Source organism: Microbacterium telephonicum (assembly GCF_003651225.1).
GTDB classification, from domain to species: domain Bacteria; phylum Actinomycetota; class Actinomycetes; order Actinomycetales; family Microbacteriaceae; genus Microbacterium; species Microbacterium telephonicum.
This window is the reverse complement of sequence record NZ_RCDB01000001.1, coordinates 939,384-964,038: the sequence shown is the minus strand read 5'-3', so window position 1 is coordinate 964,038 and position 24,655 is coordinate 939,384. Positions and strand designations below refer to the sequence as shown.

General features: G+C 72.8%; 27 protein-coding genes. 14 read left to right on the top strand and 13 right to left on the bottom strand.

Annotated elements, in window-relative coordinates:
• Window positions 1-153 precede the first annotated feature (153 nt).
• The 3 genes from C7474_RS04730 (at window position 154) to C7474_RS04720 (ending at window position 2,017) form a co-directional block, all read left to right on the top strand.
• The gene (locus C7474_RS04730; protein WP_121057758.1) at window positions 154-591 is read left to right on the top strand and encodes a TlpA family protein disulfide reductase; all 438 of its coding nucleotides are present in this window, start codon (window positions 154-156) and stop codon (window positions 589-591) included.
• Window positions 592-684: 93 nt separating this feature from the next.
• Window positions 685-1,110 (top strand): OsmC family peroxiredoxin, encoded by a 426-nt coding sequence (locus tag C7474_RS04725; RefSeq protein ID WP_121057757.1) that lies wholly within the window; start codon window positions 685-687, stop codon window positions 1,108-1,110.
• Window positions 1,103-2,017 (top strand): TIGR01777 family oxidoreductase, encoded by a 915-nt coding sequence (locus C7474_RS04720; RefSeq protein WP_121057756.1) that lies wholly within the window; start codon window positions 1,103-1,105, stop codon window positions 2,015-2,017. Before C7474_RS04725 ends, C7474_RS04720 begins: the two co-directional genes overlap by 8 nt.
• Window positions 2,018-2,031: 14 nt before the next feature.
• Here the strand turns inward: C7474_RS04720 and C7474_RS04715 are convergent, their stop codons facing one another.
• Window positions 2,032-2,478, bottom strand: a complete 447-nt coding sequence (locus C7474_RS04715; protein WP_121057755.1) for a tetratricopeptide repeat protein — start codon at window positions 2,476-2,478, stop codon at window positions 2,032-2,034.
• Window positions 2,475-3,290 (bottom strand): 4-hydroxy-tetrahydrodipicolinate reductase, encoded by an 816-nt coding sequence (locus C7474_RS04710; protein WP_121057754.1) that lies wholly within the window; start codon window positions 3,288-3,290, stop codon window positions 2,475-2,477. The genes C7474_RS04715 and C7474_RS04710 overlap by 4 nt, the downstream gene beginning before the upstream one ends.
• 32 nt (window positions 3,291-3,322) lie before the next feature.
• Here C7474_RS04710 and C7474_RS04705 point away from each other — a divergent pair, with 32 nt between their 5' ends.
• Entirely contained in the window at window positions 3,323-3,814 is a 492-nt protein-coding gene (locus tag C7474_RS04705) for a GNAT family N-acetyltransferase (RefSeq protein WP_121057753.1), read from the top strand.
• Here the strand turns inward: C7474_RS04705 and C7474_RS04700 are convergent.
• Window positions 3,811-4,293: an ATP-dependent zinc protease family protein gene (locus C7474_RS04700; protein WP_121057752.1), complete on the bottom strand. Its 483-nt coding sequence runs from the start codon at window positions 4,291-4,293 to the stop codon at window positions 3,811-3,813. The genes C7474_RS04705 and C7474_RS04700 overlap by 4 nt on opposite strands.
• Before the next feature lie 24 nt (window positions 4,294-4,317).
• Between C7474_RS04700 and C7474_RS04695 the strand changes: the two genes are divergently transcribed.
• Window positions 4,318-5,538: a RimK family alpha-L-glutamate ligase gene (locus C7474_RS04695; RefSeq protein ID WP_121057751.1), complete on the top strand. Its 1,221-nt coding sequence runs from the start codon at window positions 4,318-4,320 to the stop codon at window positions 5,536-5,538.
• A 34-nt stretch (window positions 5,539-5,572) separates the two neighbouring features.
• Here C7474_RS04695 and C7474_RS04690 read toward each other — a convergent pair whose 3' ends face one another.
• The 4 genes from C7474_RS04690 to C7474_RS04675 form a co-directional block, all read right to left on the bottom strand.
• A complete protein-coding gene (locus tag C7474_RS04690; RefSeq protein ID WP_121057750.1) occupies window positions 5,573-6,418 on the bottom strand; it encodes a phosphotransferase in 846 nt (281 codons plus the stop codon).
• A 4-nt stretch (window positions 6,419-6,422) separates the two neighbouring features.
• Entirely contained in the window at window positions 6,423-7,022 is a 600-nt protein-coding gene (locus C7474_RS04685; protein WP_121057749.1) for a histidine phosphatase family protein, read from the bottom strand.
• 88 nt (window positions 7,023-7,110) lie between these two features.
• Window positions 7,111-8,175, bottom strand: coding sequence for an aldo/keto reductase (locus tag C7474_RS04680; RefSeq protein WP_121057748.1), 1,065 nt, complete (start codon window positions 8,173-8,175; stop codon window positions 7,111-7,113).
• Between the two features lie 250 nt (window positions 8,176-8,425).
• Window positions 8,426-10,705 carry a polyribonucleotide nucleotidyltransferase gene (locus C7474_RS04675; protein ID WP_121057747.1) on the bottom strand — a complete coding sequence of 760 codons (2,280 nt, stop codon included), beginning with the start codon at window positions 10,703-10,705 and terminating at the stop codon, window positions 8,426-8,428.
• A gap of 306 nt (window positions 10,706-11,011) precedes the next feature.
• On the opposite strand from C7474_RS04675, the gene C7474_RS14995 reads away from it, so the two are divergent.
• A complete protein-coding gene (locus tag C7474_RS14995; protein WP_158597301.1) occupies window positions 11,012-11,188 on the top strand; it encodes a DUF5302 domain-containing protein in 177 nt (58 codons plus the stop codon).
• A 10-nt stretch (window positions 11,189-11,198) separates the two neighbouring features.
• On the opposite strand, the gene C7474_RS04670 is transcribed toward C7474_RS14995, so the two are convergent.
• Window positions 11,199-13,160, bottom strand: a complete 1,962-nt coding sequence (locus C7474_RS04670) for a GDSL-type esterase/lipase family protein (RefSeq protein WP_121057746.1) — start codon at window positions 13,158-13,160, stop codon at window positions 11,199-11,201.
• A gap of 151 nt (window positions 13,161-13,311) precedes the next feature.
• Here C7474_RS04670 and C7474_RS04665 point away from each other — a divergent pair, with 151 nt between their 5' ends.
• From C7474_RS04665 to C7474_RS04655, 3 genes are all read left to right on the top strand, one after another.
• Window positions 13,312-13,911 carry a DedA family protein gene (locus C7474_RS04665; protein WP_121057745.1) on the top strand — a complete coding sequence of 200 codons (600 nt, stop codon included), beginning with the start codon at window positions 13,312-13,314 and terminating at the stop codon, window positions 13,909-13,911.
• A 5-nt stretch (window positions 13,912-13,916) separates the two neighbouring features.
• On the top strand, window positions 13,917-14,645 hold the full coding sequence (locus C7474_RS04660) for a gamma-glutamyl-gamma-aminobutyrate hydrolase family protein (RefSeq protein WP_121057744.1): 729 nt from the start codon (window positions 13,917-13,919) through the stop codon (window positions 14,643-14,645).
• Between the two features lie 74 nt (window positions 14,646-14,719).
• Window positions 14,720-16,531: a glycoside hydrolase family 15 protein gene (locus C7474_RS04655; RefSeq protein ID WP_121057743.1), complete on the top strand. Its 1,812-nt coding sequence runs from the start codon at window positions 14,720-14,722 to the stop codon at window positions 16,529-16,531.
• A gap of 157 nt (window positions 16,532-16,688) precedes the next feature.
• Here C7474_RS04655 and C7474_RS04650 read toward each other — a convergent pair whose 3' ends face one another.
• Together C7474_RS04650 and C7474_RS04645 are read right to left on the bottom strand one after the other, a co-directional pair.
• Window positions 16,689-17,534, bottom strand: coding sequence for a hypothetical protein (locus tag C7474_RS04650; RefSeq protein ID WP_121057742.1), 846 nt, complete (start codon window positions 17,532-17,534; stop codon window positions 16,689-16,691).
• Window positions 17,535-17,538: 4 nt separating this feature from the next.
• Complete coding sequence (locus C7474_RS04645) at window positions 17,539-18,366, bottom strand: SDR family NAD(P)-dependent oxidoreductase (RefSeq protein WP_121057741.1); 828 nt, start codon at window positions 18,364-18,366, stop codon at window positions 17,539-17,541.
• 104 nt (window positions 18,367-18,470) lie between these two features.
• Between C7474_RS04645 and C7474_RS04640 the strand changes: the two genes are divergently transcribed.
• Both C7474_RS04640 and C7474_RS15135 read left to right on the top strand, forming a co-directional pair.
• Window positions 18,471-19,112: an NADPH-dependent F420 reductase gene (locus C7474_RS04640; RefSeq protein WP_277870585.1), complete on the top strand. Its 642-nt coding sequence runs from the start codon at window positions 18,471-18,473 to the stop codon at window positions 19,110-19,112.
• Between the two features lie 293 nt (window positions 19,113-19,405).
• Window positions 19,406-19,768 (top strand): hypothetical protein, encoded by a 363-nt coding sequence (locus C7474_RS15135; RefSeq protein WP_199692361.1) that lies wholly within the window; start codon window positions 19,406-19,408, stop codon window positions 19,766-19,768.
• Between the two features lie 12 nt (window positions 19,769-19,780).
• Here the strand turns inward: C7474_RS15135 and C7474_RS04630 are convergent, their stop codons facing one another.
• From C7474_RS04630 to C7474_RS04620, 3 genes are all read right to left on the bottom strand, one after another.
• Window positions 19,781-20,071 carry a hypothetical protein gene (locus tag C7474_RS04630; RefSeq protein ID WP_121057739.1) on the bottom strand — a complete coding sequence of 97 codons (291 nt, stop codon included), beginning with the start codon at window positions 20,069-20,071 and terminating at the stop codon, window positions 19,781-19,783.
• Between the two features lie 256 nt (window positions 20,072-20,327).
• The gene (locus tag C7474_RS04625) at window positions 20,328-20,750 is read right to left on the bottom strand and encodes a type II toxin-antitoxin system VapC family toxin (RefSeq protein WP_121057738.1); all 423 of its coding nucleotides are present in this window, start codon (window positions 20,748-20,750) and stop codon (window positions 20,328-20,330) included.
• The gene (locus C7474_RS04620) at window positions 20,734-20,967 is read right to left on the bottom strand and encodes a FitA-like ribbon-helix-helix domain-containing protein (protein WP_121057737.1); all 234 of its coding nucleotides are present in this window, start codon (window positions 20,965-20,967) and stop codon (window positions 20,734-20,736) included. The genes C7474_RS04625 and C7474_RS04620 overlap by 17 nt, the downstream gene beginning before the upstream one ends.
• Window positions 20,968-21,184: 217 nt before the next feature.
• On the opposite strand from C7474_RS04620, the gene C7474_RS04615 reads away from it, so the two are divergent.
• The 3 genes from C7474_RS04615 to C7474_RS04605 all read left to right on the top strand — a co-directional run bounded on the left by C7474_RS04615 (window position 21,185) and on the right by C7474_RS04605 (window position 24,650).
• Complete coding sequence (locus C7474_RS04615) at window positions 21,185-22,384, top strand: glycosyltransferase (protein WP_121057736.1); 1,200 nt, start codon at window positions 21,185-21,187, stop codon at window positions 22,382-22,384.
• 71 nt (window positions 22,385-22,455) lie between these two features.
• On the top strand, window positions 22,456-23,538 hold the full coding sequence (locus C7474_RS04610) for a DNA polymerase IV (protein WP_199692360.1): 1,083 nt from the start codon (window positions 22,456-22,458) through the stop codon (window positions 23,536-23,538).
• Between the two features lie 86 nt (window positions 23,539-23,624).
• Window positions 23,625-24,650: a lactonase family protein gene (locus C7474_RS04605; RefSeq protein ID WP_121057735.1), complete on the top strand. Its 1,026-nt coding sequence runs from the start codon at window positions 23,625-23,627 to the stop codon at window positions 24,648-24,650.
• The last annotated feature ends 5 nt before the right edge of the window (window positions 24,651-24,655 follow it).

Genomic DNA, 24,655 nt, shown 5'->3' with positions numbered 1-24,655 from the left:
GGGAGCCACCCTACCCGCGCCGCCGTGGGACGGGGCGGTGCGCGCGGGCGACGGTGCGGACGCGCCGCATCCGGTCCCCTCCGGCGCGTCCGCGTTTTCCTCCGGCGCGCCCGTCGAGAACGCTCCCACGCTCGGTCGTTAGGATGTGGGGTTGTGAATCTCGTCGATGCCGTGCTCATCCTCGCCGCGCTGCTCGTGGCGACGGTCGGCGTCGGCGCGTATGCGCGGTGGCGGCAGAACCACCCGCCGCAGGCCGACCCGCACGAGGTCGTCGAGCCGGAGCGACTGGGCGCGGAGGCTCTCGGCGAGCGCGCGACGTTGCTGCAGTTCTCGACCGAGCTGTGTGCGCGCTGCCCCGGCGTGCACCGCACCCTGAGCGAGGTCGCGCAGGGCAAGGACGGGGTGCTCCACCTCGACATCGACCTCACCCACCGGCCCGACATCGCGCGGCACTTCAACGTGCTCTCGACCCCGACGACCCTGATCCTCGACCGCCACGGTGTCGTGCAGACGCGCTTCGGCGGCACGCCGGGCCGCGGTGTCGTCGAGCTCGAGCTCGACCGCGTCACCGCGGAGCCCGCGCACCGCTGAGCCGCGCACCGCTGACGGTTCCCCCTGTCGGCTCCCCCGTCTAGGCTGGCGACCGGGCGCGCATCGCGCCCGGACGTCGACGAAGGAGCCACCATGAGCGTGACCAGCGAAGCCAGCACCACCTGGAAGGGAAGCCTGACGGAGGGCTCCGGAGAGGTCGCGCTGGAGAGCTCGAACCAGGGTCCGCTCCCCGTGAACTGGAAGGCCCGCAGCGAGGGGTCCACCTCGGTGACCACGCCGGAGGAGCTCATCGCCGCCGCCCACTCGTCGTGCTTCTCAATGGCGCTCTCGCACGCGCTCGCGGGCAACGGCACCCCGCCGGAGTCGGTGGAGACGACCGCGTCGGTCACCTTCATCCCGGGCACCGGCATCACCGGGTCGCACCTGAACGTCAACGCCGTCGTGCCCGGCCTGTCGGCCGAGGACTTCCAGCGCATCGCGGAAGAGGCCAAGACCGGCTGCCCCGTCTCGGCGGCGCTCGCCGGGATCGAGATCACCCTCGAGGCGACGCTTGGCTGACGTTCAGCAGCTCACGCCGGGACGCGTCGTCGTCGCCGGCGCGAGCGGCCTGATCGGCGGCGCGCTGGTCGCGTCGCTGCGCGCCGACGGCGTGCCCGTGACGCGTCTCGTGCGCCGGCCGGCCGAAGCCGCCGACGAGATCGAATGGGACCCGACGCGGCGACCCGTCGACCCGGCAGTCCTCGACGGCGCAGCCGCCGTCGTCGGCCTCAACGGCGCGAGCATCGGACGCTTCCCGTGGTCGCGGTCGTACAAGCACACCCTGCGGTGGTCGCGGCTCGCTCCCACCCAGGCCCTCGCCTCGGCGGTGCGTGCACTCGGCGACGGCGCACCCCTGTTCGTGTCGGCATCCGCCGTCGGCTACTACCCGACGCAGCCGCGCGGTCCGCTGACCGAGGCCTCCCCCGCCGGGCACGGATTCCTCTCGCAGCTCACCGCCGAGTGGGAGCGCACCGCCCGCACCGCCGGCGACCGGGTCGCGCTGCTGCGCACGGCGCCGATCGTGCACCCCGAGGGGGTGCTCAAGCCCCTCATGCTGCTGACCCGGGCGGGGCTGTCTGGCCCCATCGGTCGCGGTACGCAGGCGTGGCCGTGGATCTCGCTGCCCGACGAGGTCGCGGCCATCCGTCATGTCATCGACCGCGGACTCACGGGACCGGTGAACCTCAGCGGTCCCACCCGGGCGACCGCGAACGACCTGGGCTTCGCACTCGCGATGCGCATGAACCGCCCCTACCTGCTGCGCGCGCCGGTGTGGGGCATGAAGCTCGTGCTCGGCTCGGAAACGGTCGACGCGCTGCTCGCCTGCGACATGCACGTCGTGCCCGACGTGCTCACCGCATCCGGATTCGCCTTCTCGCAGCCGACGGTCAAGGCCGCGGTCGCCGACGCGGTTCCGCCGGCCTGACCGACGCCCAAGCCTCAGCCGCGGGCTGAGCGTTCCAGTGAGATGGCGGTGCGCACGGCGTGGCGCGCCCGCCGGCGGTCGCCGGCGCCGTCGTAGACGAGGCCCAGGCGGTACCACGCCCGCCAATCGTCCGGATGCTGCTCCACGGCGTCCCGGTACGCCGGGAACAGGGCGGCCGCCTCGTCACGCACGGGCGCGCCGCTCGCCTTGACGTCGAGCTGCTCGGCGGGTAGGGCACCCTCGGCGTCGAGGCGACGCCCGAGCGCCTCCGCGCGCACGCCGAAGAAGATCTCGCGCCCGAGCCCCCACACCGCCACGAGCGGCAGCACGATGAGGGCGACCCCCATCGCGATGCCGACGCCGTCGCCGGAGGCGACCAGCAGCCAGGCGCGCTGACCGACGAGCACGATGTACAGCAGGAGGGCGACCGCCATGACGGCGACACCGATGCGCGTGCTCATGCTCCGGTGGCGCGGGCGACCTGACCGGGCACGCCGCCCTCGGGGGCCGGTCGCGGGTCGCGGGTGGCGGGGACGCGCACGCCGATGTCGATGAGGCTGTCCAGGCCCACCGTCACGCCCCGCGCGTCGCGCGCGGCCGCGAGGGCGACGCGGATGCCGGGGGCGTAGGCGAGGGCGGGGTCGATCGTGTCGTGCACGATCGTGAGCGACTCGCCGGGGCCGGACAGGATCGTCTCCTGCTTCGCGACGACGCCCGGGCGGCGCAGCGAGTGGATCGGGATGCTGGAGACCTGTTGACCGCGGGCACGCTGGTCGGCGTGCGGCGATTCGACGGGTCCGACCTCGGCACGCGCACCCGCGATGAGCTCGGCGGTGCGCACCGCGGTGCCACTGGGCGAGTCGACCTTCGTCTCGCGGTGCGTCTCGACGATCTCGATCGACGGGAAGAACGATGCGGATGCCGCCGCCAGCGCCGAACCGATCACGGAGCCGAGCGAGAAGTTGGGGATGAAGACGGCACCGGTGCCGGCCGCATCGACGAGCGGGCGGACGAGCGCGATGCGCTGCGATGACCAGCCCGACGTACCGACGAGCACGTTGATGCCGCGCTCGATCGCCGCGCGCACGACGTCGATCGACACGGCGGGCGTAGAGGCGTCGACGACGAGGTCGGCGCCGTCCAGCTCGTCGAGGCTGCTGGCCGAGCCGAGCACGGCGACGACCTCGAAGCCCTCGGTCTCGTCGATGACGGCACGGATGATGCCGCCCAGCTTCCCGGTGCCCCCGACGAGGGCCACTCGCGTCGTCGTCATGGCCTCCAGCCTACGGGGCTACGCTCGAGCGCATGGCCGAAACCCCCGCCGCGCCGACCGTCGCCCTGCAGGAGCGTCCCGCCGACGACCCCCGCTCGCACGCCCTGCTCGAGGAGTACTTCCAGATGCGCGGGACGGCGTTCCCGAAGGGGCAGACCTATCGCCCGGTGTTCCCCGACGCCGCCGTGTTCACCCCGCCGGCCGGGGTGTTCCTCGTCGCCGTCGCCGACGGACGCGATGTCGGCTGCGGCGGCATCCGGCGGATCGCCGACGGGCCCGCCGGCATCCGCTACGAGGTGAAGCACCTGTATCTGCGGCCGGAGACCCGCGGCCGAGGCTGGGGGCGCGTGCTCCTGACGGGACTCGAGGAGCGGGCACGCTCGTGGGATGCCGCCGAGCTCGTGCTCGACACCCATCACACGCTCGAGGCGGCCGGCGGACTCTACGCCGCGAGCGGCTTCACGGCGATCGACCCGTACAACGACAACCCGAACGCGACGCGCTGGTACGGCAAGACGCTCTAGTCGGGAAGCCCGCGGTTGCGGCGGCGCACCGACTTCGGCGCGCGGCCGCCGAGGAATCCGGCGCGCGCGTCGACCACGAACCCGTGGCGCAGCGCTTCGCGCCCGATCAGCATCCGGAAGCCCATCTTGTCGCGGTTGGTGAGAGTCACCTCGGCGGTGATCTCACGCCCGGCCAGCACGATCCGCTGTAGCACGACGAAGCGCCGCTGGGCGTGTCCCGACGAGCTGCGGATGCGGCGGATGTCGTGCACCGGCCATTCCAGGGTGGCGGCGTCGGCGATCGAGCGCTGCCACGGGCGCACCGTGCCGCGCACCCACGCACGCCCGTCGCGCTCGAACTCCTCGATGCCGACGACGTGCAGCGCCGACGTGCGGGCACCCGTGTCGATCTTGGCCTTGATCCAGCCGAGTTCGCTCGGCGGCAGGGCGACCCATTCGCGCCAGCCGACGACGGTGTTTGAATGGAAGGGTTCCGTCACCCCTCGATCCTCCCAGAGCAACGCATGAGAATCGCCATCCTCTCGCGCGCCCCGCGCGCCTACTCCACCCAGCGTCTGAAGGCTGCAGCGCAGCAGCGCGGTCACGACGTGCGCGTGCTGGACACGCTGCGCTTCGCGATCGACCTGTCGGGAGCCGAGCCCGACCTCCATTTCCGGGGCCGCCCGCTGTCGGACTACGACGCGGTGCTCCCCCGCATCGGCAACTCCATCACCTACTTCGGCACCGCCGTGGTTCGCCAGTTCGAGCAGATGGACGTGTACACGCCCAACACCGCCAACGGCATCTCCAACGCGCGCGACAAACTGCGCGCCACCCAGATCCTGTCGCGGCACAACATCCAGATGCCGGCGACGGCGTTCGTGCGCAACCGTGTGGACGTGCGACCCGCGATCGAGCGGGTGGGCGGTGCGCCCGTGGTCATCAAACTGCTGGAGGGCACGCAGGGCATCGGCGTCATCCTGGCCCCCGAGGTGAAGGTCGCCGAGGCGATCATCGAGACGCTGCACTCCACGAAGCAGAACGTGCTCATCCAGCGGTTCGTCGCGGAGAGCCGCGGACGCGACATCCGCGCGCTCGTGGTCGGCGACCGCGTCGTCGCGGCGATGCGGCGCACCGCGACGGGCGACGAGTTCCGCTCGAACGTGCACCGCGGCGGCACCGTCGAAGCCGTGGAGCTGTCGCCCGAGTACGAGCAGGTCGCCGTGCGCTCGGCGCAGATCATGGGCCTGAAGATCGCCGGCGTCGACATGCTGATGGGCACCGACGGCCCCCTCGTCATGGAGGTCAACTCCTCGCCCGGCCTGCAGGGCATCGAAGAGGCGACGAACCTCGACGTGGCCGGCGCCATCGTCGACTTCATCGCGAACCAGGTCGCCTTCCCCGAGATCGACGTGCGTCAGCGCCTCACCGTCTCGACCGGGTACGGGGTGGCCGAGCTCGTCGTGCACGCCGCCGCGAACCTCGTCGGGCAGACGCTCGGCGAGTCGGGGCTGTGGGAGCGCGACATCACGGTGCTCACCTTGCACCGCGGCGCCCAGGTGATCCCGAACCCGCGTAAGGGCGTGGTACTCGAGGCGGAGGACCGCCTGCTGTGCTTCGGCAAGCTCGAGGAGATGCGCTCGATGATCCCGCAGCGCCGCAAGCGCCGCGCGAAGGTGCGGAAGCTCCCGAAGGACCCGATCCCCCGCGAGCCCGCGGTCGGCGACGCCGCCGACCCCGCGTAGGCGGAGTCTCGGTCGCCGGATCCGGCGCAGCCCGTCAGCGGGTGAGCTCGCCGACGCCGTGAGCGCTCATCGCGCGCAGACCCGGGTCTTCGGCATCGTGCAGCAGGGCCGCGATCGCGGCGGCCCAGCCCCGGGCCCGCGCCCAGGTGGCGGCATCCGTGTTGACCGCCGATCGGAACGCGTCCCTCCCCGTCGCGGTGAACCCGAGCCACGCGATCGCGAGGTCGGATGCCGGGTCTCCGGCGCTGACGTCGCCGAAGTCGAGCAGCGCGCTGATCAGGCCGTCGCCGCCGACGAGCATGTTGCCCGGATGCGGGTCGCCGTGCACCCACACCGGCGGGCCCTCGTGTGCGGGCGCCGCGAGGGCCTCCTCCCACACCGGGACGAGCGCCGGGACGGCGGCAAGCCGCGGCCGCACCGCGGTGTCGCGGTCGGCGAGCGGCACGGCGCGGACCGGGTTGAACGGCGCGTCGGCGGGCGCGGCCACGTGCAGGCGCCGCAGGATCCCGCCCAGCTGCGCCGCGAAGCCGTCGCGCACCGGCGGAGCGAGGTCGAGCGCGTTGACGCCCTCGAACCAGGGCACGATGCTCCAGTGCCACGGATACGCCCCCTCCGGCACGCCCACCGCCACCGGCACCGGGACGGCGACGGGGACCAGCGGGGCCAGCAACGGCAGCCATCGCTGCTCGTGGACGACGAGCGGTGCCGCGCTCGCCCGGCGCGGCAGGCGCACCGCCAGGTCGTCGCCCAGGCGGAACAGATCGTTGTCCCAGCCGTGCGCGACGCGTCGGACCGGGCCGAGGAGCGACGGATGCTGCGACGCGACCAGCCGGTGGACGTCGGCGACGGTGAGATCGAGCTCGGCGGGCGGCTGCGGCATCCGCTCAGACCGGCGGTAGCTCGGGAAGGCCCGTGCGCAGCTCCATCGGCAGGTGCGCCATGTCGTTGTGGGTGACGAGCGCCCACGGGCGCCCCGGGCGCTGCGCGAGCAGCGTCAGCGCGCAGTTGGCCTGGTTGACCGTCATCCAGCGCCAGGTGGGGGCGTCGAGCACTTCGCGCACGAACCACGCGATGACGAAGTTGTGGGTGATGAGCAGCTCGTGGCCCCCGGCCTTGCGGGCCAGGAACTCGTCGACGGCGTCGGCCATCTGGGCTGATCCCGCGTCGAGCTCGGCGTCGGTGTAGCTGCCGAAGAACGCCTCGTATCCGGGCGGCGTGTCGGCGGTCGGGCCGCTGGGCACACAGTCGAACAGCAGCGCGCTCGGCTGCGGCGTGATCGCCGGCATCCGCTCCCCCACGGCGCGGGCCGTCTCGGCGGCGCGCTCGAGCGGGGAGTGCCGGACGGCGTCGAGAGGCACACCCGACAGCCGGTCGGCGATCGCCGCGGCCTGCCGTCGACCGCGCGCCGAAAGGGGGCCGTCGGCGAGGCCGTGCTCGGCGTCGACGTGCTCGCCGTGTCGGACCAGGTACAGATAGTGGGTCACGACGGACTCGCTTCACGCTCGATGTGGAGGGACTCCTCCACCCTACGTCAGCGTTCCGACGACACCCCGGCGACGGGCCCGGATGCCGTCAGTCGGCGGCGCGGGCGATGTCGGCGAGGTGGGATCGGCCGAGCCGCACCCCCACGCCCTGCACGAGCTCGTCGACGTGCGACACCGCGAAGGCGTTCACGATCGGGGCGACGACGCCCCGCTGCGCGCGCAGCCAGCCGATCGCGACGGCAGCGGGCGGCACCGACAGCTCGGCGCCGATCGCGTCGAGCACGCGCAGCGTGCGGGTGCCGCGACGGTTCATCGCGGCCGCCAGCTGCGCGCCGCGCACCGACTGTCCCATCTGGGAGCGGGAGCGGTGGGCGCCGGAGAGGAAGCCGTGCTCGAGTGCCTGCGAGGGCGTGACGGCGATGCCCTGGGCGCCTGCGACGAGCCGCAGATCGCCGTCGAAGTCTTTGCGGCGCAGCACGTTGTACGGCACGTCGAGCACCGTCAGGCGCGGGTAGCCGGCCGAGGCGAGGATGCGGGATTCGACCAGCTGCGCGGCGGTGTGCCCGAAGGCGCCGAGTGCGCGCACCTTGCCGGCTCCGACGAGCCAGTCGGCGGTGGCGAGGGTGTCTTCGAGGGCCGTCTGGCTGTCGGCGGTCGCGTCGAGGTAGAGCACGTCGATGCGATCGGTCTGCAGCCGGGTCAGCGACGCCTCGACGGCCCGCACGAGGTTGACCGATCCGAGGCCGGGGTGCTCGGCGCCGCCGCCGACACGCACGCCCAGCACGACATCGTCGCGGTGGCCGCGCGAGTGCATCCACTGGCCGATGATGTGCTCGCTGCGTCCCGACGAGTAGGCGTCCGAGGTGTGCACGGCGTTGCCGCCGCGCTCGGCGTAGGCGTCGAGGATGGCATGGGCGGCCGCGAGGTCGACGTGCCAGCCGAACTCCGCGCCGCCGAGGATGAGCGGGAACACCCGGAAGCCGGTCTCGCCGAGGGGCTCCCGCACCGCGGCGCCGATCGCGGGTCCCTGCACCGGGATCGGCGCGGACGGGTGCGCCGCCGGAGACTCCGACGGGGTGGTCGCGGTGGCCGTCGCGAGCGCGGCACGGGGCGCGTCATCGGAGGCCGATGTACCGACGCCGAAGAAACCCATTCCCGCACCCCCCTCACGAACTCTCGAGGAGGTCCGTGTTCTCACGCACCCCCCGGTGCGTACTTCCGAGGGTAGGGCAGACCTCCCCCACGGCCGCGCATTGACCGGAACACGCGGTAAACATTGGATAACGCTTTGGACCAGGGGAGTTCTCCCCCTACGCTGATGTCCCCCATCCGGGGGACACGGGTGGCGAACGGACGCGCCCGCCCCTCCGGAGGGAGGGACGGGCGCGTGCGAACCGGGCGGATCAGCCTTCGGCGGGAGCCTCGGGGCCCTCGCTGGCGGCGGCGCGACCCTCCTGGTCGGCGGCCTCCTCGAGCACGGGCTCGAGCGACAGCTTGCCGCGGTCGTCGATCTTCGTGATGCGCACGAGCAGCTTCTGGCCGACCGAGAGCACGTCGTCGACGTTCTCGACCCGCTTGCCGCCGGCGAGCTTGCGCACCTCGCTGACGTGCAGCAGGCCGTCCTTGCCGGGCAGCAGCGAGATGAACGCGCCGAACGTCGCGATCTTCACGACGGTGCCGAGGAACTGCTCGCCGACCTCCGGGTTGGTGGGGTTGGCGATCGCGTTGACCTGGGCGCGGGCGGCCTCGGCCGACGGACCGTCGACGGCGCCGATGTAGACGGTGCCGTCCTCCTCGATGGAGATGTCGGCGCCGGTCTCGTCCTGGATCGCGTTGATCGTCTTGCCCTTCGGGCCGATCAGCTCGCCGATCTTGTCGACGGGGATCTGCACGCTGATCACGCGGGGCGCGGTCGGGGCCATCTCGTCGGGACCGTCGATGGCGGCGTTGAGCACGTTCAGGATCGTCGTGCGCGCCTCCTTCGCCTGCGTGAGCGCGGCCGACAGCACCGACGACGGGATGCCGTCGAGCTTGGTGTCGAGCTGGATCGCGGTGATGAACTCGCTCGTGCCGGCGACCTTGAAGTCCATGTCGCCGAGCGCGTCCTCGGCACCCAGGATGTCGGTCAGCGCCGCGTAGCGGGTCTGGCCGTCGACCTCGTCGGAGACCAGGCCCATCGCGATGCCGGCGACGGGCGCGCGCAGCGGCACACCCGCGTTCAGCAGCGACAGGGTCGACGCGCAGACGGAACCCATCGACGTGGAGCCGTTGGAGCCGAGCGCCTCGGAGACCTGACGGATCGCGTAGGGGAACTCGTCACGGGCGGGCAGCACCGGCACGAGGGCGCGCTCGGCGAGGAAGCCGTGCCCGATCTCGCGACGCTTCGGCGACCCGACGCGGCCGGTCTCACCGGTCGAGTAGGGCGGGAAGTTGTAGTGGTGCAGGTAGCGCTTGCTCGTCGTGGGCGACAGCGAGTCGATCTGCTGCTCCATCTTCAGCATGTTCAGCGTGGTGACGCCCAGGATCTGGGTCTCGCCGCGCTGGAAGATCGCCGAGCCGTGCACGCGCGGGATGACCTGCACCTCCGCGTCGAGCGGGCGGATGTCGGCGAGCCCGCGACCGTCGATGCGCACACCCTCGGTGAGGATGCGGCCGCGGACGATCTTCTTCGTGACTGACTTGTAGGCGGCGGCGAACTCGAGCGGCGCGGCGGCCGGCAGCTCGTTCGCCTCGACGGCGGCGATCAGCTCGGCCTTGACGCGGTCCTTGACGGCGTCGTCGGCGTTCTGACGCTCGACCTTGTCGGCGATCTGGTAGATGCCGACGAGCTCGTCGTAGGAACGACCGGCGACGAAGTCGTAGGTCTCCTGGCTGTACGGCGCGAAGACGGGGTAGACGCCCGGCTCCTTCGACGAGGTGGCGGCCATCTGCGCCTGCGCCTCGACGAGCTGCTTGAGGAAGGGCTTCGCGGCCTCGAGACCGCCGGCGACGATCTCCTCGGACGGCTTGACGGCGCCGCCCTTGATGAGGTTCCAGCTGCCTTCGGTGGCCTCGGCCTCGACCATCATGATCGCGACGTCGCCGTCGGGCAGGACACGACCGGCGACCATGAGGTCGAACACGGCCTCCTCGACGATCTTCTGGTTCGGGAACGCGACCCACTGGTCGGCGTGCTCGCCGTGGCCGGGGACCAGCGCGAGACGCACGCCGGCGATGGGGCCGGAGAACGGCAGACCGGAGATCTGGGTGGACGCCGAGGCGGCGTTGATCGCGAGGGCGTCGTAGTACTCGCCGGGCGCGATGGAGAGCACGGTCACGACGATCTGCACCTCGTTGCGCAGGCCGTCGACGAACGACGGGCGCAGCGGGCGGTCGATGAGACGGCAGACGAGGATCGCCTCGGTGGAGGGGCGGCCCTCACGGCGGAAGAACGACCCGGGGATCTTGCCGGCGGCGTAGGAGCGCTCCTCGACGTCGACGGTCAGCGGGAAGAAGTCGAAGCCCTCACGCGGGTGCTTGCCGGCGCTGGTGGCCGACAGGAGCATCGTCTCGTCGTCGAGGTACGCGGCGACGGCGCCCTGCGCCTGCTGAGCGAGGCGTCCGGTCTCGAACCGGACGGTGCGGGTGCCGAAGCGTCCGTTGTCGAGGACGGCTTCGGCGGCGGTGATTTCAGGACCTTCCAAGAGGTCTCTCCTTCTTTGTTTAGACTCGCGCGCGCGTTTCGCGCACGAGATCGTGCGAAGGAGCGAGGTCAGGCAGATATGAGCGCGCGCCGGCATCCGAGGACGTCGGCGCGGGAACCGCTTGCGCTGGCCACCAGTCGAAGATCACCATCCGATCGGATGGGAACCCACCACAGGGGACCAGCTTCCTGCCGGCCACGCTCCGTGAGCTCAGTATGGAATTGAGCGGATGCCACACGGGCAACCTTCCCCACCCTATCAGCCGAGCCCCTGTGCGCCACGGGGCGGGCCGCGTAGGGTGAGGGCATGAGTGCAGACGAGAACACCACGGCATCCGACGAGATGAAGCGCAAGTTCCGCGAGGCGCTCGACAAGAAGAACGCGCATCAGCGCACCGGCGAATCGCACCTGGACGGCGACTCCGCCGTGCACGGCACGCACGGCGCGATGACCAAGCGCGAGTTCCGACGCAAGAGCGGCTGAGCGGAGGCGTTCAGGCGCTCGTGGTCTGCGTGCGACCGGCGGGTCCGTCGATCGTGATGTAGTCCGGGTACTTCGCGGTGACCCCGTCGCCCGCGGTGCGACCGCGCAGACGCCGCCACATCCACGGCAGGGCGTGCACGCGCAGCCACGTGCCGGTCTCGGGCGGGTCCTCGTCGAGGTGGAACGCCTCATCGAGGCCGGCGAGTGCGCCCGCGTCGGGGACGCCGAGGGCGGCCGCCGCCCGATACGCGACGAAGCGGTGGCCGGCCGAGCGCAGGTGCACCTTGTCGGCGGCCCACAGCTCGGGTCGGCGCAGCTCCGGCTCGGCTTCGAGGTCGAGCACGATCGCCCCGGTCTGGGCGGCGACGGCGCGCAGCCGCGCGTTGAACCGGGCGAAGCGGCGGGCCAGCACCCGTGCCAGGCGGCGCTCCGGCAGGAACGTCGTCGCCAGCAGAACGTCGCAGCCCGCGTCGCGCAGGCGCCGCACGATCTGCTCGACGTCGGCGGTCAGCGCGTCGATCGCGACGCGACCGCCGACGAGGTCGTTGGCGCCGATGAGCACCGACACCAGATCGGGCCGTAGTGCGAGGCAGTGCGGCAGCTGCTCGTGCAGCACGTGGCGCACGCGGCGGCTGCGCACGGCGAGGTTGGCGTAGCGGAAACCGCGCGGGGACACCGCGGCGGGAGCCAGCAGCTGCGCGAGCCGATCCGCCCAGCCGCGGAAGGTGCCCGCGGGCATCCGCGAGGTGTCGCACAACCCTTCGCTGATCGAGTCGCCGAGCGCGACGTAACGCTCCCACCGCCGCGCCGGGGCGGTCGGCGCGACCGGATCGGGGCGGGGGTGGGCCAGCGCGCGCCGCGGGCCGTCGGTGCCGTGCAGCGTCGCGGCACGGTCGTAGTGGCCGAGGAGCTGGTCGACGAGGCTTCCCCACGTGCGCGGCGCGACCGCGTCGCGCGCCGCTTCCCCGAAGGCACGGCGCTTGGACTCGTCGCCGACGAGGTCGCGCACCCGCTCGCGCAGCTCGTCGAGGTCGCCGGGGCGGTACAGCCACCCGTCGACGCTGCTGCGCACGAGATCGACCGGGCCGCCGCGTCCGGTCGCGACGACGGGCACGCCGGCGGCCTGCGCCTCCTGGATCGTCTGCCCGAACGTCTCGCTCTCGCCCGGGTGCACGAACACGTCGAACGAGGCGACCGCCGTCGCGAGCTCGTCGCCGGACAGGTGGCCGAGGAAGACGGCGCGCGGCAGCATCCGTTCGAGCTCGGCCCGGTCGGGCCCGTCGCCGACGACAACCAGCCGCACGCCGGGGAGACCGGCGATCGCGGCGAGGTCGGCGACCTGCTTCTCGGGGGCGAGGCGGCCGACGTATCCGACGACGGTCTCGCCGGGCGCGATGCTCGCGCGCCACCCGTCGCTGCGGCGCGACGGGTGGAAGCGGATGCCGTCGACCCCGCGGCCCCACAGGGCCACCCGGTCGACGCCGAGAGTGTCGAGCTGGGCGCGGGAGGCGGCAGACGGGGCGAGGGTGAGGGTCGCCCGGCGGTGCAGCCGGGCGACGTGCCGGGCCGCGAGGGCGCTGGCCTGCGGCACGCCGTAGCGCTCCGTGTAGGCGACGACGTCGGTCTGGTAGACCGCGACCGTCGGCACACCGAGACGCTCGGCCGCCAGCAGACCCTGCCAGCCGAGCACGAACGGCGACGCGAGATGGACGACATCCGGGGAGAACTCGCGCAGCGCGCGCATGATCGACGCCGCGGGCGGCGCCGCGACGCGCACGGCGGGATAGCCCGGCAACGGCAGCGACGGCATCGCGCGCCCCGGCATCTCGAGGCTGCCGCCGCGACCCGAGGCGGGAGCGATGACGAACCGCTCGTGCCCGCGTCGGTCGAGCTGATCGAGGACATGCAGCACCGAGCCGGCCACACCGTTCATGTGCGGCAGGAAGGATTCCGTGACGACCGCGACTCTCACACGTCCAGGGTGACGGTGCGCAGGGCGCCGACGGCCGTGTCGGCGGCTCCGTCGCCGAGTGTTCACGCGATCCTCGCCCGCGCATCACCTGACGGTCGCCTGTCGGTCGCCGTTCCGGAGCCGTTCACCGCGCGCTGGTAACGATTCGGGGGTGGTCACCGCACTGCTGGAATCCGTCGCGAGCGGCCCGTGGACGCTCGTCGTGATGTTCCTGCTCGTGCTCGCCGACGCCCTCATCGTCGTGGTCCCGGGCGAGATCGCGGTGAGCGCGCTGGGCGCCCTCGCCGTCTCGGTCGGCTCACCGCCGCTGCTCGCCGTGATCGCCGTCGGCGCGCTCGCGGCGTTCACCGGCGACGCCCTCTGCTACCTCATCGGACGGCGGATCGGCCTGGAGAGATGGCGGTGGATGCGGGCGCGCCGCGTGCAGGCGGCGCTGCGCTGGGCGGCGACGCGGCTGGACCGTGGCACCGCGACGGTCGTGTTCACGGCCCGCTTCATCCCGTTCGCCCGGCTCGCCGTGAACCTCACGGCCGGCGCGACGCGGATCCCGGCGCCGCGATACCTCGCGGTGTGCGCGGTCGCCGCGACCGCCTGGGCGTCGTACCAAGCCGTCGTCGGCGCCGCCGTCGGCGCGCTGCTGCCCGACGCCCCGCTGCTCGCGGTCGTCGTCTCGGTCGCCGTCGCCCTCCTGCTGGGAGTGGGGATCGACGTGGCGATCGGACGGTGGAACCGGCGGCGGGCCGCACAATAGGAGCCATGCCCGCACTCCCCCGCATCGCCATGCCCGCCCGCCTCTCCGACGCCGACGGCGCCGACGCGCGGGTGGGACTGGCCAACGCGATCTTCGACGACGTCGCCGCGCTCGTGCGCATCGAAGACCTCGACGTGGTCGTGGTGCGCGATGCCGACCTCACCGGCTTCGACGGCGTCGTGCTTCCCGGCGGCGGCGACGTCGACCCGGCGCGGTACGGCGGCGACGCATCGGCGCCGGTCTACGACGTGAATCCCGCGCAGGACGACCTCGACCTCGGCATCGCCGCCGCCGCACTCGCGGCGGGCCTGCCCGTGCTCGGCGTGTGCCGCGGACTGCAGGTGCTCAACGTCGCGTGCGGCGGCACCCTCGTCGAGGACCTGCCGGCATCCGCGGTGCTCCACACGCCCGGCTCGGACGGATGCGGGGGCCTCGAGTGGACGTGGCACACCGTCGAGGTCGCCGACGGCTCGCGACTGGCCGCCGAGACGGGCCGCACCGTCGAGGTGGCCTCGGGCCACCATCAGGCGATCGGCGTGCTCGGCGCCGGACTGGTCGCGACCGCGACCGCCGCCGACGGGGTCGTCGAAGCGGTCGAGCACGCGTCGCTGCCCGTCGTCGCGGTGCAGTGGCATCCGGAGGCCGAAGGCACCCCCGCACACCTCGCGGCGGCGCCGTTCGCGGTGTTCGCCGACCTCGTGCGGGCGCACCGGCTGAGCGCGCTGCGCGTCTGAGGGCGGCGACGCGGTTCGGCCGTGTCGACCGCGTCGGTCTCGGCGCGGACGCGTTCGGCTGAGAGGATCGGCGCGTGCCCTCCGGTCCCGCCGACATCCAGGACTACGCGCTGCTGAGCGACTGCCGCACCGCGGCGCTCGTCTCGCGCGGCGGCGACGTCGACTGGCTCTGCCTGCCGCGCTTCGACGCGCCCTCGGTGTTCGGGGCCCTGCTCGGCGACGACGAGCACGGGCGGTGGCGGCTGCGGCCGGCGGCGCCGGAGGCCGTCGCCGAGCGCCGTTACGACGGCGACACGTTCACGCTCGTGACGCGGTGGACGACCGACACGGGCATCGCGGACGTGTACGACGCGCTGCCCGTGGATCCGCACCGGCAGGGCGACGCGCACCGGATCGACCTCGTGCGCCGGGTGGTCGGCGTATCGGGCACCGTGGAGTTCGCCCACGAACTGCGGATGCGGTTCGACTATGCGCGCGCCCTGCCGTGGGTGCGCCAGCACCGCGGCGAGGCGGTGCCTGCTCTCGTCGCGACGGCCGGGCCGGATGCCGTGATCGTGCGCGGACCGGCGTTGGAGCCGGACGATCACGTGCATCGGGGGTCGGTGACGGTCGAGGCGGGAAGGACCCACGATGCGGTGCTGACCTGGTTCCCCTCCCACCGGCATCCGCCCGCCCCGCTCGACGTCGACGCGGCGCTGCAGACCACCGATGCGTGGTGGCAGGAGTGGGCCGACCGCATCCGCACGCGCGACGTGCACTGCGACGAGGTGGTGCGATCGCTGCTGGTGCTGCGCGCACTGACGCACCGCGACACCGGCGGCATCGTCGCGGCGGTGACGACGTCGCTGCCGGAGCAGTTCGGCGGCGCACGCAACTGGGACTACCGCTACGTGTGGCTGCGCGACGCGGCGCTGACACTCGGCGCGCTCATCGACCACGGCTTCCTCGGCGTCGCGGAGCACTGGCGGGACTGGCTGCTGCGCGCGATCGCGGGAGACCCGGGCCAGATGCAGATCGTGTACGGGATCGGCGGCGAGCGCGACCTCGTCGAGCGGGAGCTGCCGAGCCTTCCCGGCTACCGGGGTGCGGCTCCCGTGCGCGTCGGCAACGGCGCGGCGGGGCAGTACCAGGCGGACGTCGTCGGCGAGGTGCTCGTCGCCCTGCACGCGGCGCGCGACGCGGGTCTCGCGGAGTCGGAGTTCTCGTGGCCACTCGAGCGGGCCCTGCTCGCCGCTGCGCAGGAACGGCTCGACGAACCCGATCAGGGGATCTGGGAGATCCGCGGTGAGCCGAAGCGCTTCACCCACTCGCGGGTCATGCTGTGGGCGGCGTTCGACCGGGGCGTGCGCGCCGTACGCGAGTACCGGCTCACCGGTCCCGTGGACGAGTGGGAGGCGACGCGGGAGCGCCTGCGCGCGGAGATCGACGGGCAGGGGGTGGCCGCGGGCGGCTGGTTCACGCAGGCGTACGGCTCGGCCGAGGTCGATGCCGCACTCCTGCTGCTGCCCACCGTGGGCTTCTGCGCGGCCGACGACCCGCGGATGCGGGCGACCGTGGCCGAAGTGGAGCGGACGCTGATACGCGACGGGCTCGTGCACCGCTACCGCACGGCATCCGGGGTGGACGGCCTCGACGGGACCGAGAACCCGTTCCTGGCGTGCACCCTGTGGCTCGTCGCGCAGTACGCCGCGTCGGGTCGCGTGGACGACGCGGCCGAGCTGCTCGACCGAGTCTGCGCGCTCGCGAACGACGTCGGGATGCTGGCGGAGGAGTATGACCCGGTGCAGCGCCGTCACGCCGGGAACACCCCTCAGGCGCTGTCGCACCTCGCCCTCGTGCGCGCCGCCGACGCCGTCCACGCGGCGCGCAACGCCGCCGGTCGTTGAGCGAGGAGCGCAGCGACGAGTCGAAACGCCTGTGACGGTTCGGGGCGTTTCGACTCGCTGCGCTCGCTCAACGACCGGGAGGGGTCGGTGCCGCCGGTCGTTGAGCGAGGAGCACAGCGACGAGTCGAAACGCGCCGGACCCGGGAGCGACGGTGGGTCAGCGGAGGGCGGGGTCGGGCTCGCGCCAGTACTGCACCGACTGCAGCACCCAGAACGCGAAGAACAGCAGAAGGGCCGCGACCTCGCCGACGAAGACCCCGAAGACGTCGCCGACGTGCAGAGAGCCGTAGAGCGGCATCCCGACGACCGTCACGCCGAGGGCGACCGCGATCACGACGTACGCGACTTGCAGCCACCGCGGCGGCTTCGGTCCGTCGGAGGGGCGCACCGCATTGACGACCGCGACGGCGGCGATCACGACGAAGAAGCCGACCGCCGCGGCGACGTGCGCCCACTGCAGGAACCAGTCGTGCGCGAGCCACCAGCTCAGCCACACCGCCGCCAGCAGGACGGCGGCGATCGATGCCGACAGTGCGGTTCCCGGGCGCGACGCCTCCCCCGCCATCGCGAGCGCGACGGCGACCACCAGCACCACGACGCCGACGATCAGGAACGTCGCGACCCCGTTGTCGACGTCGGCGTCGAAGGCCACCGGGATGCAGGTGGCGCGCCCGTCGTCGCAGGTCGAATCCAGCCCCGGCACCGAGTTCGGCGAGATCACCGTCGGGATGATCGCCACGAGTGGTGCGATGACGGCGGCGACGTCGAGCAGCACGCGCTCCGGCCCGCGGCCCGACAGGGCGAAGAAGCCGACCGCCACCAGGATCACCGCGCCGACGAAGATCGTCCGCGCCGGTGTGTAGTAGTAGTGGCTGATCGAGGGCAGCAGCCCCACGACCGGCATCGCGACGAGCACCGACGTGAACACGGCGACCACTGAACCGGCGATCGCGAGGCGCAGATACCGATACGTGCGCTGGGTCGAGGTGGCGATCCGGTCCATGGGCTCAGCCCTCGAGGCCGACCAGTTCCGCGCTGCGATCCCACAGCCGCTTCGCGAGCGCGGGATCGTCGGCCAGGCGACTGGTGCGGGCGGGCTGGTTGTCGGCGTAGTACCCGCCGGGCGTCCAGTCGACACCGGGCTTGCCGAGCGCGAGCCAGGTGAGGCGGGCGCCCCCGACATCCGTCGGCGTCAGCAGACGCGACGCGATCGGGTTGGTGTACATCCACCGCCACGCCCCGCGGGATGCCGAGGCGAAGCTCGACGCGATCGCACCGGGATGGAAGGCGACCGCCGACAATCCCGCGTCGCCGTATCGGCGGTGCAGTTCCTTCGTGAACAGGATGTTCGCGAGCTTCCCGTTGCCGTACGCGGCGGATGCCGTGTAGCGGCCCCGCGCCTGCAGGTCGTCGATGTCGAACCTCGAGAAGCGCTGCGCCGCGACGCTCGAGGTCTGGATGACCGATGCCGCACCGTCCACGAGCCGGTCGAGCAGGAGGCCGGTGAGCAGGAAGGGCGCCAGGTGGTTCACCTGGAAGGTGAGCTCGTTGCCGTCAGCCGTCTCGGTGCGATCGCCGAAGATGCCGCCGGCGTTGTTGGCGAGCACGTCGATGCGCGGGTAGCGGGTGCGCAGCGTGTCGGCGAGCGCGCGCACCTGGTCGAGTTCGGCGAAATCGGCGGTGAACCGGTCGAGACCCAGGGCGTCGGCGACGGCATCGGTCTTGCGGGGGTCGCGTCCGACGACGACGACCGTCTCCCCCGCCTCGTGCAACTGTCGCGCGGCGGCGGCGCCGATCCCGTCGCTGGCTCCGGTGATGACGATCGTGCGGGTCATGCGGCCTCCTCGGGGGGTGGGTTCCCATCCTGCCGCGCGTCACCGACTCCGCGGGCCGACACGGGGCGTCATCCGGGAATCCCGGGCACGACGCCGCGGTTGCCGTGACCATGACCACAGTGGGAATCATCGGAGCAGGACACATCGGCAGCGCGCTCGCGGAGGGTCTCGCCGCGCGCGGCTACGACGTCGTGATCGCGAACTCGCGCGGACCGGAGACGCTGTCCGACCTCGTCGGACGCCTCGGCGCCGGCGTGCGCGCCGCGACCGCCGCGGAGGCGGCCGAGGCGGCGGACTGGGCGGTCGTGACCGTGCCTCTCAAAGCGATCGGCGAGATCCCGGCCGCCGCCCTCGCGGGCAAGATCGTTCTCGACACCAACAACTACTACTTCGAGCGCGACGGCCACATCGCCGCCCTCGACGAGAAGACGACCACCACCACCCGTCTCGTGCAGGACCACCTCGAAGGCGCGAAGGTCGTCAAAGCGTTCAACCACATCATGGCGCGCTCCATCAACACCGACGGCGCCCCGGCCGGGACTCCCGGGCGTCGCGCCCTGGCGATCGCGAGCGATCACGCGGATGCGGCGGCGCTCGCGACCGCGGTGTACGACGAGTTCGGTTTCGACACCGTCGACATCGGCTCGGTCGAGGAGAGCTGGCGCGTCGAGCGCGACCAGCCCGCGTATGTCGTGCGGCAGGACGCCGACGAGCTGCGCGAGAACCTCGCCCGCGCGACCCGCTGAGCGTCGCGCGCGGCGCCGGGCCGCATCCGTATCGGGGGCGGAGAGACCTTCTCTCCGCCCCCGATGTCGGCTCGCCCGGGCCGGCGTCGGCACCGCCTGGTAGACTGGGGCACGACCCGCTCGGAGATCCGGCGGCATCCTCTTCACCTTCACCGACGAAGGCGACTGCTCACCGCAGACCCGGATGCCGCACAGCGCACACCTGCGCGCCGAGCCGACGGCTGCCACCGCGGCCATCGCCCCCGACTCCCCCGCGCCGCCGTGCGTCCACGCGCGCCGGCACCGAAAGCAGCATGACCTCTTCTCATCTTCCTCCTTCCGCCGCGCCCGAATGGCGCCAGGCCGACGACGACGTGTTCGTCGCCACGATCGCCGGCGAGTACGCCGGGTTCGTCGGCGTGACCGCTCGCGGTGTCGAAGCGCAGACCGCGCGCGGCGAAGACCTCGGCGTGCACGACACGGTCGAGCTGGCCCGTGCGGCGGTCGCCGCATCCGCCGTCCGTCCCCCGCTGACCGCCGGCCCTGGCGGCCCGACCCCGCGCCGCCCCCGCCGCACCGCGGCTCGCGGTTCGTTTCTCAGGACGGTCGGCGACGTCGGCACGACGTCTCCGCGTCGCGGCGCGGGACGGCGGGACGCGGCGACCCGTCGATCCTGAGAACCGAACGGTTCAGCCGCGCCGACGCGGCGACGTCGGACCGAAGTAGGCCGCCAGGAACGACGCCATCGCGGCCGCGCCGACGATCAGCGCGAGCGGCCGCACCCGGGCGCCGCGCAGCGCCACCCCGGCGCCGACGAGGTTGAGCGCGCTCCACAGCACGTTCAGCGCCGGTGACGACAGCCCGATCCCGGGCGGATCGGCGAACGGTGTCGGGAACGCCTGCCCCGTGACCCCGTGGACACCGTGCGGCACCGCGTTGGCCAGCAGCACACCGGCGACGACGCTGCGCGCTCTCGACATGACCGCCCCTTCCGTCTCGACCCGAAGGCTACGCCGCGATCACGCCGCGATCACGCCTCGCCGCCGCCGAGACCGCCGGACAGACGACGATGAAGGGCGGCCGTGGGCTCGATGCGGGGACGGGTCGCGGGGACGGTCATGGCACTCCGAACGGCGCCGCACCGGGCGCCCGAGGGTGGGAGAAGGGATCGGCACCCGAATCGGGGCGGCGATCGAGCCTAATCGCGGCGCCCGTCGGCGTGCGCCGCGAGCCGGCTCACAAGGCGATGACCTCGACGGGACACCGGGCCACGGATGCCGCAGCCACACGTCGGTCCGCGGTGAGCAGCGGGCACCCGAGCCGCTCGGCGAGCGCGACGTACCCGGCATCGTAGGTCGTGAGATTCGATCGGAGCTCCCACGCCCGGTCGGCCAGGACCTCCCACGGCCACAGCTCCACCGGAAGGCCTGCCGCGTGCCGGAGAGCGAACGAGGCCTGCGGCGTCGTGAGGACCCCGCCGCGCTCGAGCCCGCGCAGCGCGCTCTGCACCTCGACCGGGAGGTGGGTCGGCGCATGGAGTGCACCGTCGCCGATGCGCGCCGCGATCGCTTCGGTGGCGCTCGCCTGGGATGCGACGAGTGCGACGACGACCGAGGCGTCGACGACGAGGAGATCGGAGGCGTCAGCGACGGCCGTCATCCACCGCGTCCAGAATGTCGCGAACGCCGAGCGTCGGATACGTCTGCGTGTTCATCCGCGCTCGCGCGATCGCCTCGGCGGCACTGGGGGTCTGTGCGAGGCGGCGCAGCTCGCCGCTCAGATACTCCTGCAGCGACCGACCCGACCGAGCAGCACGCGAGGCGAGTTCGTCGCGGACCTCGTCGGGGACATTCCTCACCGTGATCGAGACCACCATGCCTGCATTGTCGCACGATCGCCTGCAGAATGCATGCATCCGCCGCTTCACAGCCATGCCGGCCCGCTCACACCCACGTCCATGCCCGCCCGGCGCGACGCGCCCCGCGCCAAAGGTCACACCCCTGTAACACCGTGTTCACCCACGGCAGGGCATGGCATCCGACACTGGCTGGAGCCCACCGCCAACCCCCGGAACCCCCGACCGAAGGATGACGATGACCCGACCGCTGCGCGTCCTGTCCCTCTACGAAGGCTTCTTCGCGGGAGGCGCCCGCATCCTGCACAGCGATGTCGTCGCCGGCCTGCACGACGGCCTGCGTCAGCAGCACAGCGTGCTGTCGATCGCGTCACGTGCCGTACGCGACGCGTCGGTGCAGGAGATGACGGACGACCCGCGCTATCGGCGCCTCACCGCCGCCGGCGTGCAGGTCCACACGCTCGGGCGCACCGCCGGAGACCAGCCGCTGGATCCCGAGGGCTACAGCATCCGGGAGCTGCTGACGGCGCGCGCCGCCCTCATCGGTGCCGACGTCGTGCTCTCGTTGAAGGAGCAGCCACTCGGACTGCTCGTCGCCCTCGCGCGGCGCGGATGGATGCCGGACGTGCCCGTGGCGGCCTGCCTGCACCGCTCCGACCCGGTGCATTCGGGAGCGGCGCTGTCGTGGCTCGCGGAGGCCTCGGCGACGGGCCTGCTCGACGCGACCGTCTCGTGCGCCGACGCCACCGACGAGGCGTATTCGCGGCTGGGTGCGACACCGACGGAGCGGTTCGTCGTGCCGAACGGCATCGACACCCGCCGGTTCCGGCCGGGTACGAACGAGGAGCGCGCGCGGATGCGGCGCGCCCTCGACATCCCCGCGGGCGCCCCGGTCGTCGTCTACGCGGCGCGCTTCGACGCCATGAAGGACCCGGGACTGTTCCTCCGCTCGGTGGCCGCGCACCTCGAGGCGGCCCCCGAGACCCACTACGTGCTGTGCGGCGCCGGGATGACAGCCGACAACGCGGCGCTGCGTGAGCTGATGACGGATGCCGGGCTGTCGCCCGACGACGCGCGCCTGCATCCGCTCGGCATCCGCGACGACATGCCGTCGGTCTACGCCGTCGCCGACATCGTCGCCCTCACGAGCGCGTTCGGCGAGGCGTCGCCGCTCTGCCTCATCGAGGGCGCCGCCTGCGGGGCGACGCCGGTGACCACCGCCGTCGGAGACGCTCCGACGATCGTGGCGGGCATCGGCGTCGTGACCCCGCGTGACGCCGACGCGATCGCCGCCGCCTGGACCCGCGTGCTGGCCGAGCGGCCGACGCTGCGTGCCGCGGCCCTCGCCGCACGGCCTCGGCTGGACCGCGCCCGGATGGTCGAGGACTACCGCGCCGCCGTCTCGTCGCTGACCGCCGTGGCCGAACGCGCGGCCTGACGGGGCTGCGGCGCGGGGGGCGCGCCGTCTCCCCCGTGGCCGATGTCGGGAGTGCGGGGCACACTGGTCGCATGAGCGACGGCGACGCCCCGATCCCGTGGGTGCTGCACGTCGATCTCGACCAGTTCATTGCCGCCGTCGAACTGCTGCGCCGTCCCGAGCTCGTCGGCCTGCCGGTCGTCGTGGGCGGGCGGGGCGACCCGACCGAGCGTGCCGTCGTGTCGACCGCGTCGTACGAGGCCCGCGCGTTCGGCGTCGGATCGGGCATGCCCCTGAAGATCGCCGCCCGCAAGATCCCGGATGCCGTCTTCCTCCCCGTCGACGCCCCCGCCTACACCGCCGCCTCCGACGAGGTGATGGCGACGCTGCGCGCCCAGCCGGGCGCCGTCGTGCAGGTGCTCGGGTGGGACGAGGCCTTCGTCGGAGTCACGACCGCCGACCCGCTCGCCGTCGCGCGCGGCATCCAGGCCGCCGTGCTCGAGCGCACGCGGCTGCACTGCAGCGTCGGGATCGGCGACACGCTCATCCGCGCCAAGAACGCCACCGACTTCGGCAAACCGCAGGGCACGTTCCGTCTCACCGCCGGCAACTGGCGCGAGGTGATGGGCGACAAGCCGACCGCGGCCCTGTGGGGCGTCGGCGCGAAGATCTCGAAGCGGCTCGCCGGCCTCGGCATCCGTACGGTCGACGAGCTCGCCGATGCCGACACGGCCGCGCTCGCGGCGGAGTTCGGGCCGAAGATGGGGCCTTGGTATCAGCAGCTCGGCCGGGGCGACGGGTCCGCCGTCGTCGACGACACACCGTGGGTCGCCCGCGGTCACAGCCGTGAGACGACGTTCCAGACCGACCTGGTGGCGCGGGAGGACATCGTCGCCGCCGCACGCACCCTCATCGCGCAGGTGCTCGGCGACGTGGCCGCGGAGGGACGCCCGGTCGTGGGCGTCGGCGTCAAGGTGCGCTACGCCCCGTTCACGACCAAGAACCTCGTGCACAAGATCGCGACCACCTCCGACGCGCGCCTCGTCGCCGACGAGATCCTCGCGCTGATCGCGAAGCTCGAGAACCGCCCGGTGCGGCTGCTCGGAGTGCGCGCCGAGATGGCGATGCCCGACGACGCGCGCGAGGGCCACACCCCCACGCGCGGCGGCTGGTGACCCCGCCACGGGCCGCGCCGGCACGGGCCGCGCCGCGGGGGCACCCCGCCAACGACCGCACTGCCGGCGGCGCCTACGATCGAAAGGTGACTTCTCCCGCATCCCTCGTCCTCGTCGCCAACGCCGCAGACGGCTCCCTCTCGGTGTTCCGCTTCGACCATGGCGCCCTGACGCTGCTCGCCACGACCGACGGCCTGACCGGCACCTCGACGTTCGTCGTCGACGCGGAGCGCGACCTCGTGCACGCCGCCGTCAAGGGCGAGGTCCCCGGGATCGTGACCCTGCGCCTCGACCGCGAGAGCGGCGTCCTCACTCCGCAGTCGCGTCTGGACCTCCCCCGCGGCGGCATGAACTACCTCGCCCTCACCCGTGACGGCAGCGCCCTGCTCGGCGCCTCCTACGGCGGTGGGTACGGCATCCTGGCCCCCGTCGAGGACGGCGTCGTCGGCGAGCCGGTCTCGACGATCGAGTACCCGAACCTGCACTCGGTGCTGCCCAGCGCCGACGGCCGCTTCGCCTACTTCGTCTCGCTGGGCGCCGACCTCGTCGCCCAGTACGCCATCGGCGACGCGCTCGCCCTGCAGCCGTTGCAGCCCGCGACGGTCGCCGCGCCCGCCGGCAGCGGCCCCCGCCACCTCGTGCTGAACGACGCCCAGGATGCCGTATATGTGCTCACCGAGTTCTCGGGCGAGATTCTGCACTACGCGCGCGACACCGCATCCGGTGCGCTGACGCTCGTGGGCTCCGCCGACGCGTTCGACCCCGAGAAGCAGCTCGGCCGCAGTGTCTTCGGCGCGAACCCGCTCGAGCACAACTACATCTGGGGCGCCGACCTGCACCTGGCCGGCGACCATCTCTGGGCCTCGGAGCGCACGATCAGCACGCTGGCCCCGGTCGCCGTCGCCGCCGACGGGTCGCTGACGGATGCCGCGACCTTCACGGTCACCGAGCCGCAACCCCGCGGATTCGCGACGAGTCCCGACGGCGCGTGGCTCGTGGCCGCCGGCGAGAAGTCGACCACCGTATCGCTGTACGCCGTCGACGGCGACCGTCTCGAGCTGCGGCAGCGTGCCGAGACGGGCAACGGCGCGAACTGGGTGCGCTTCGTCTGATCCGG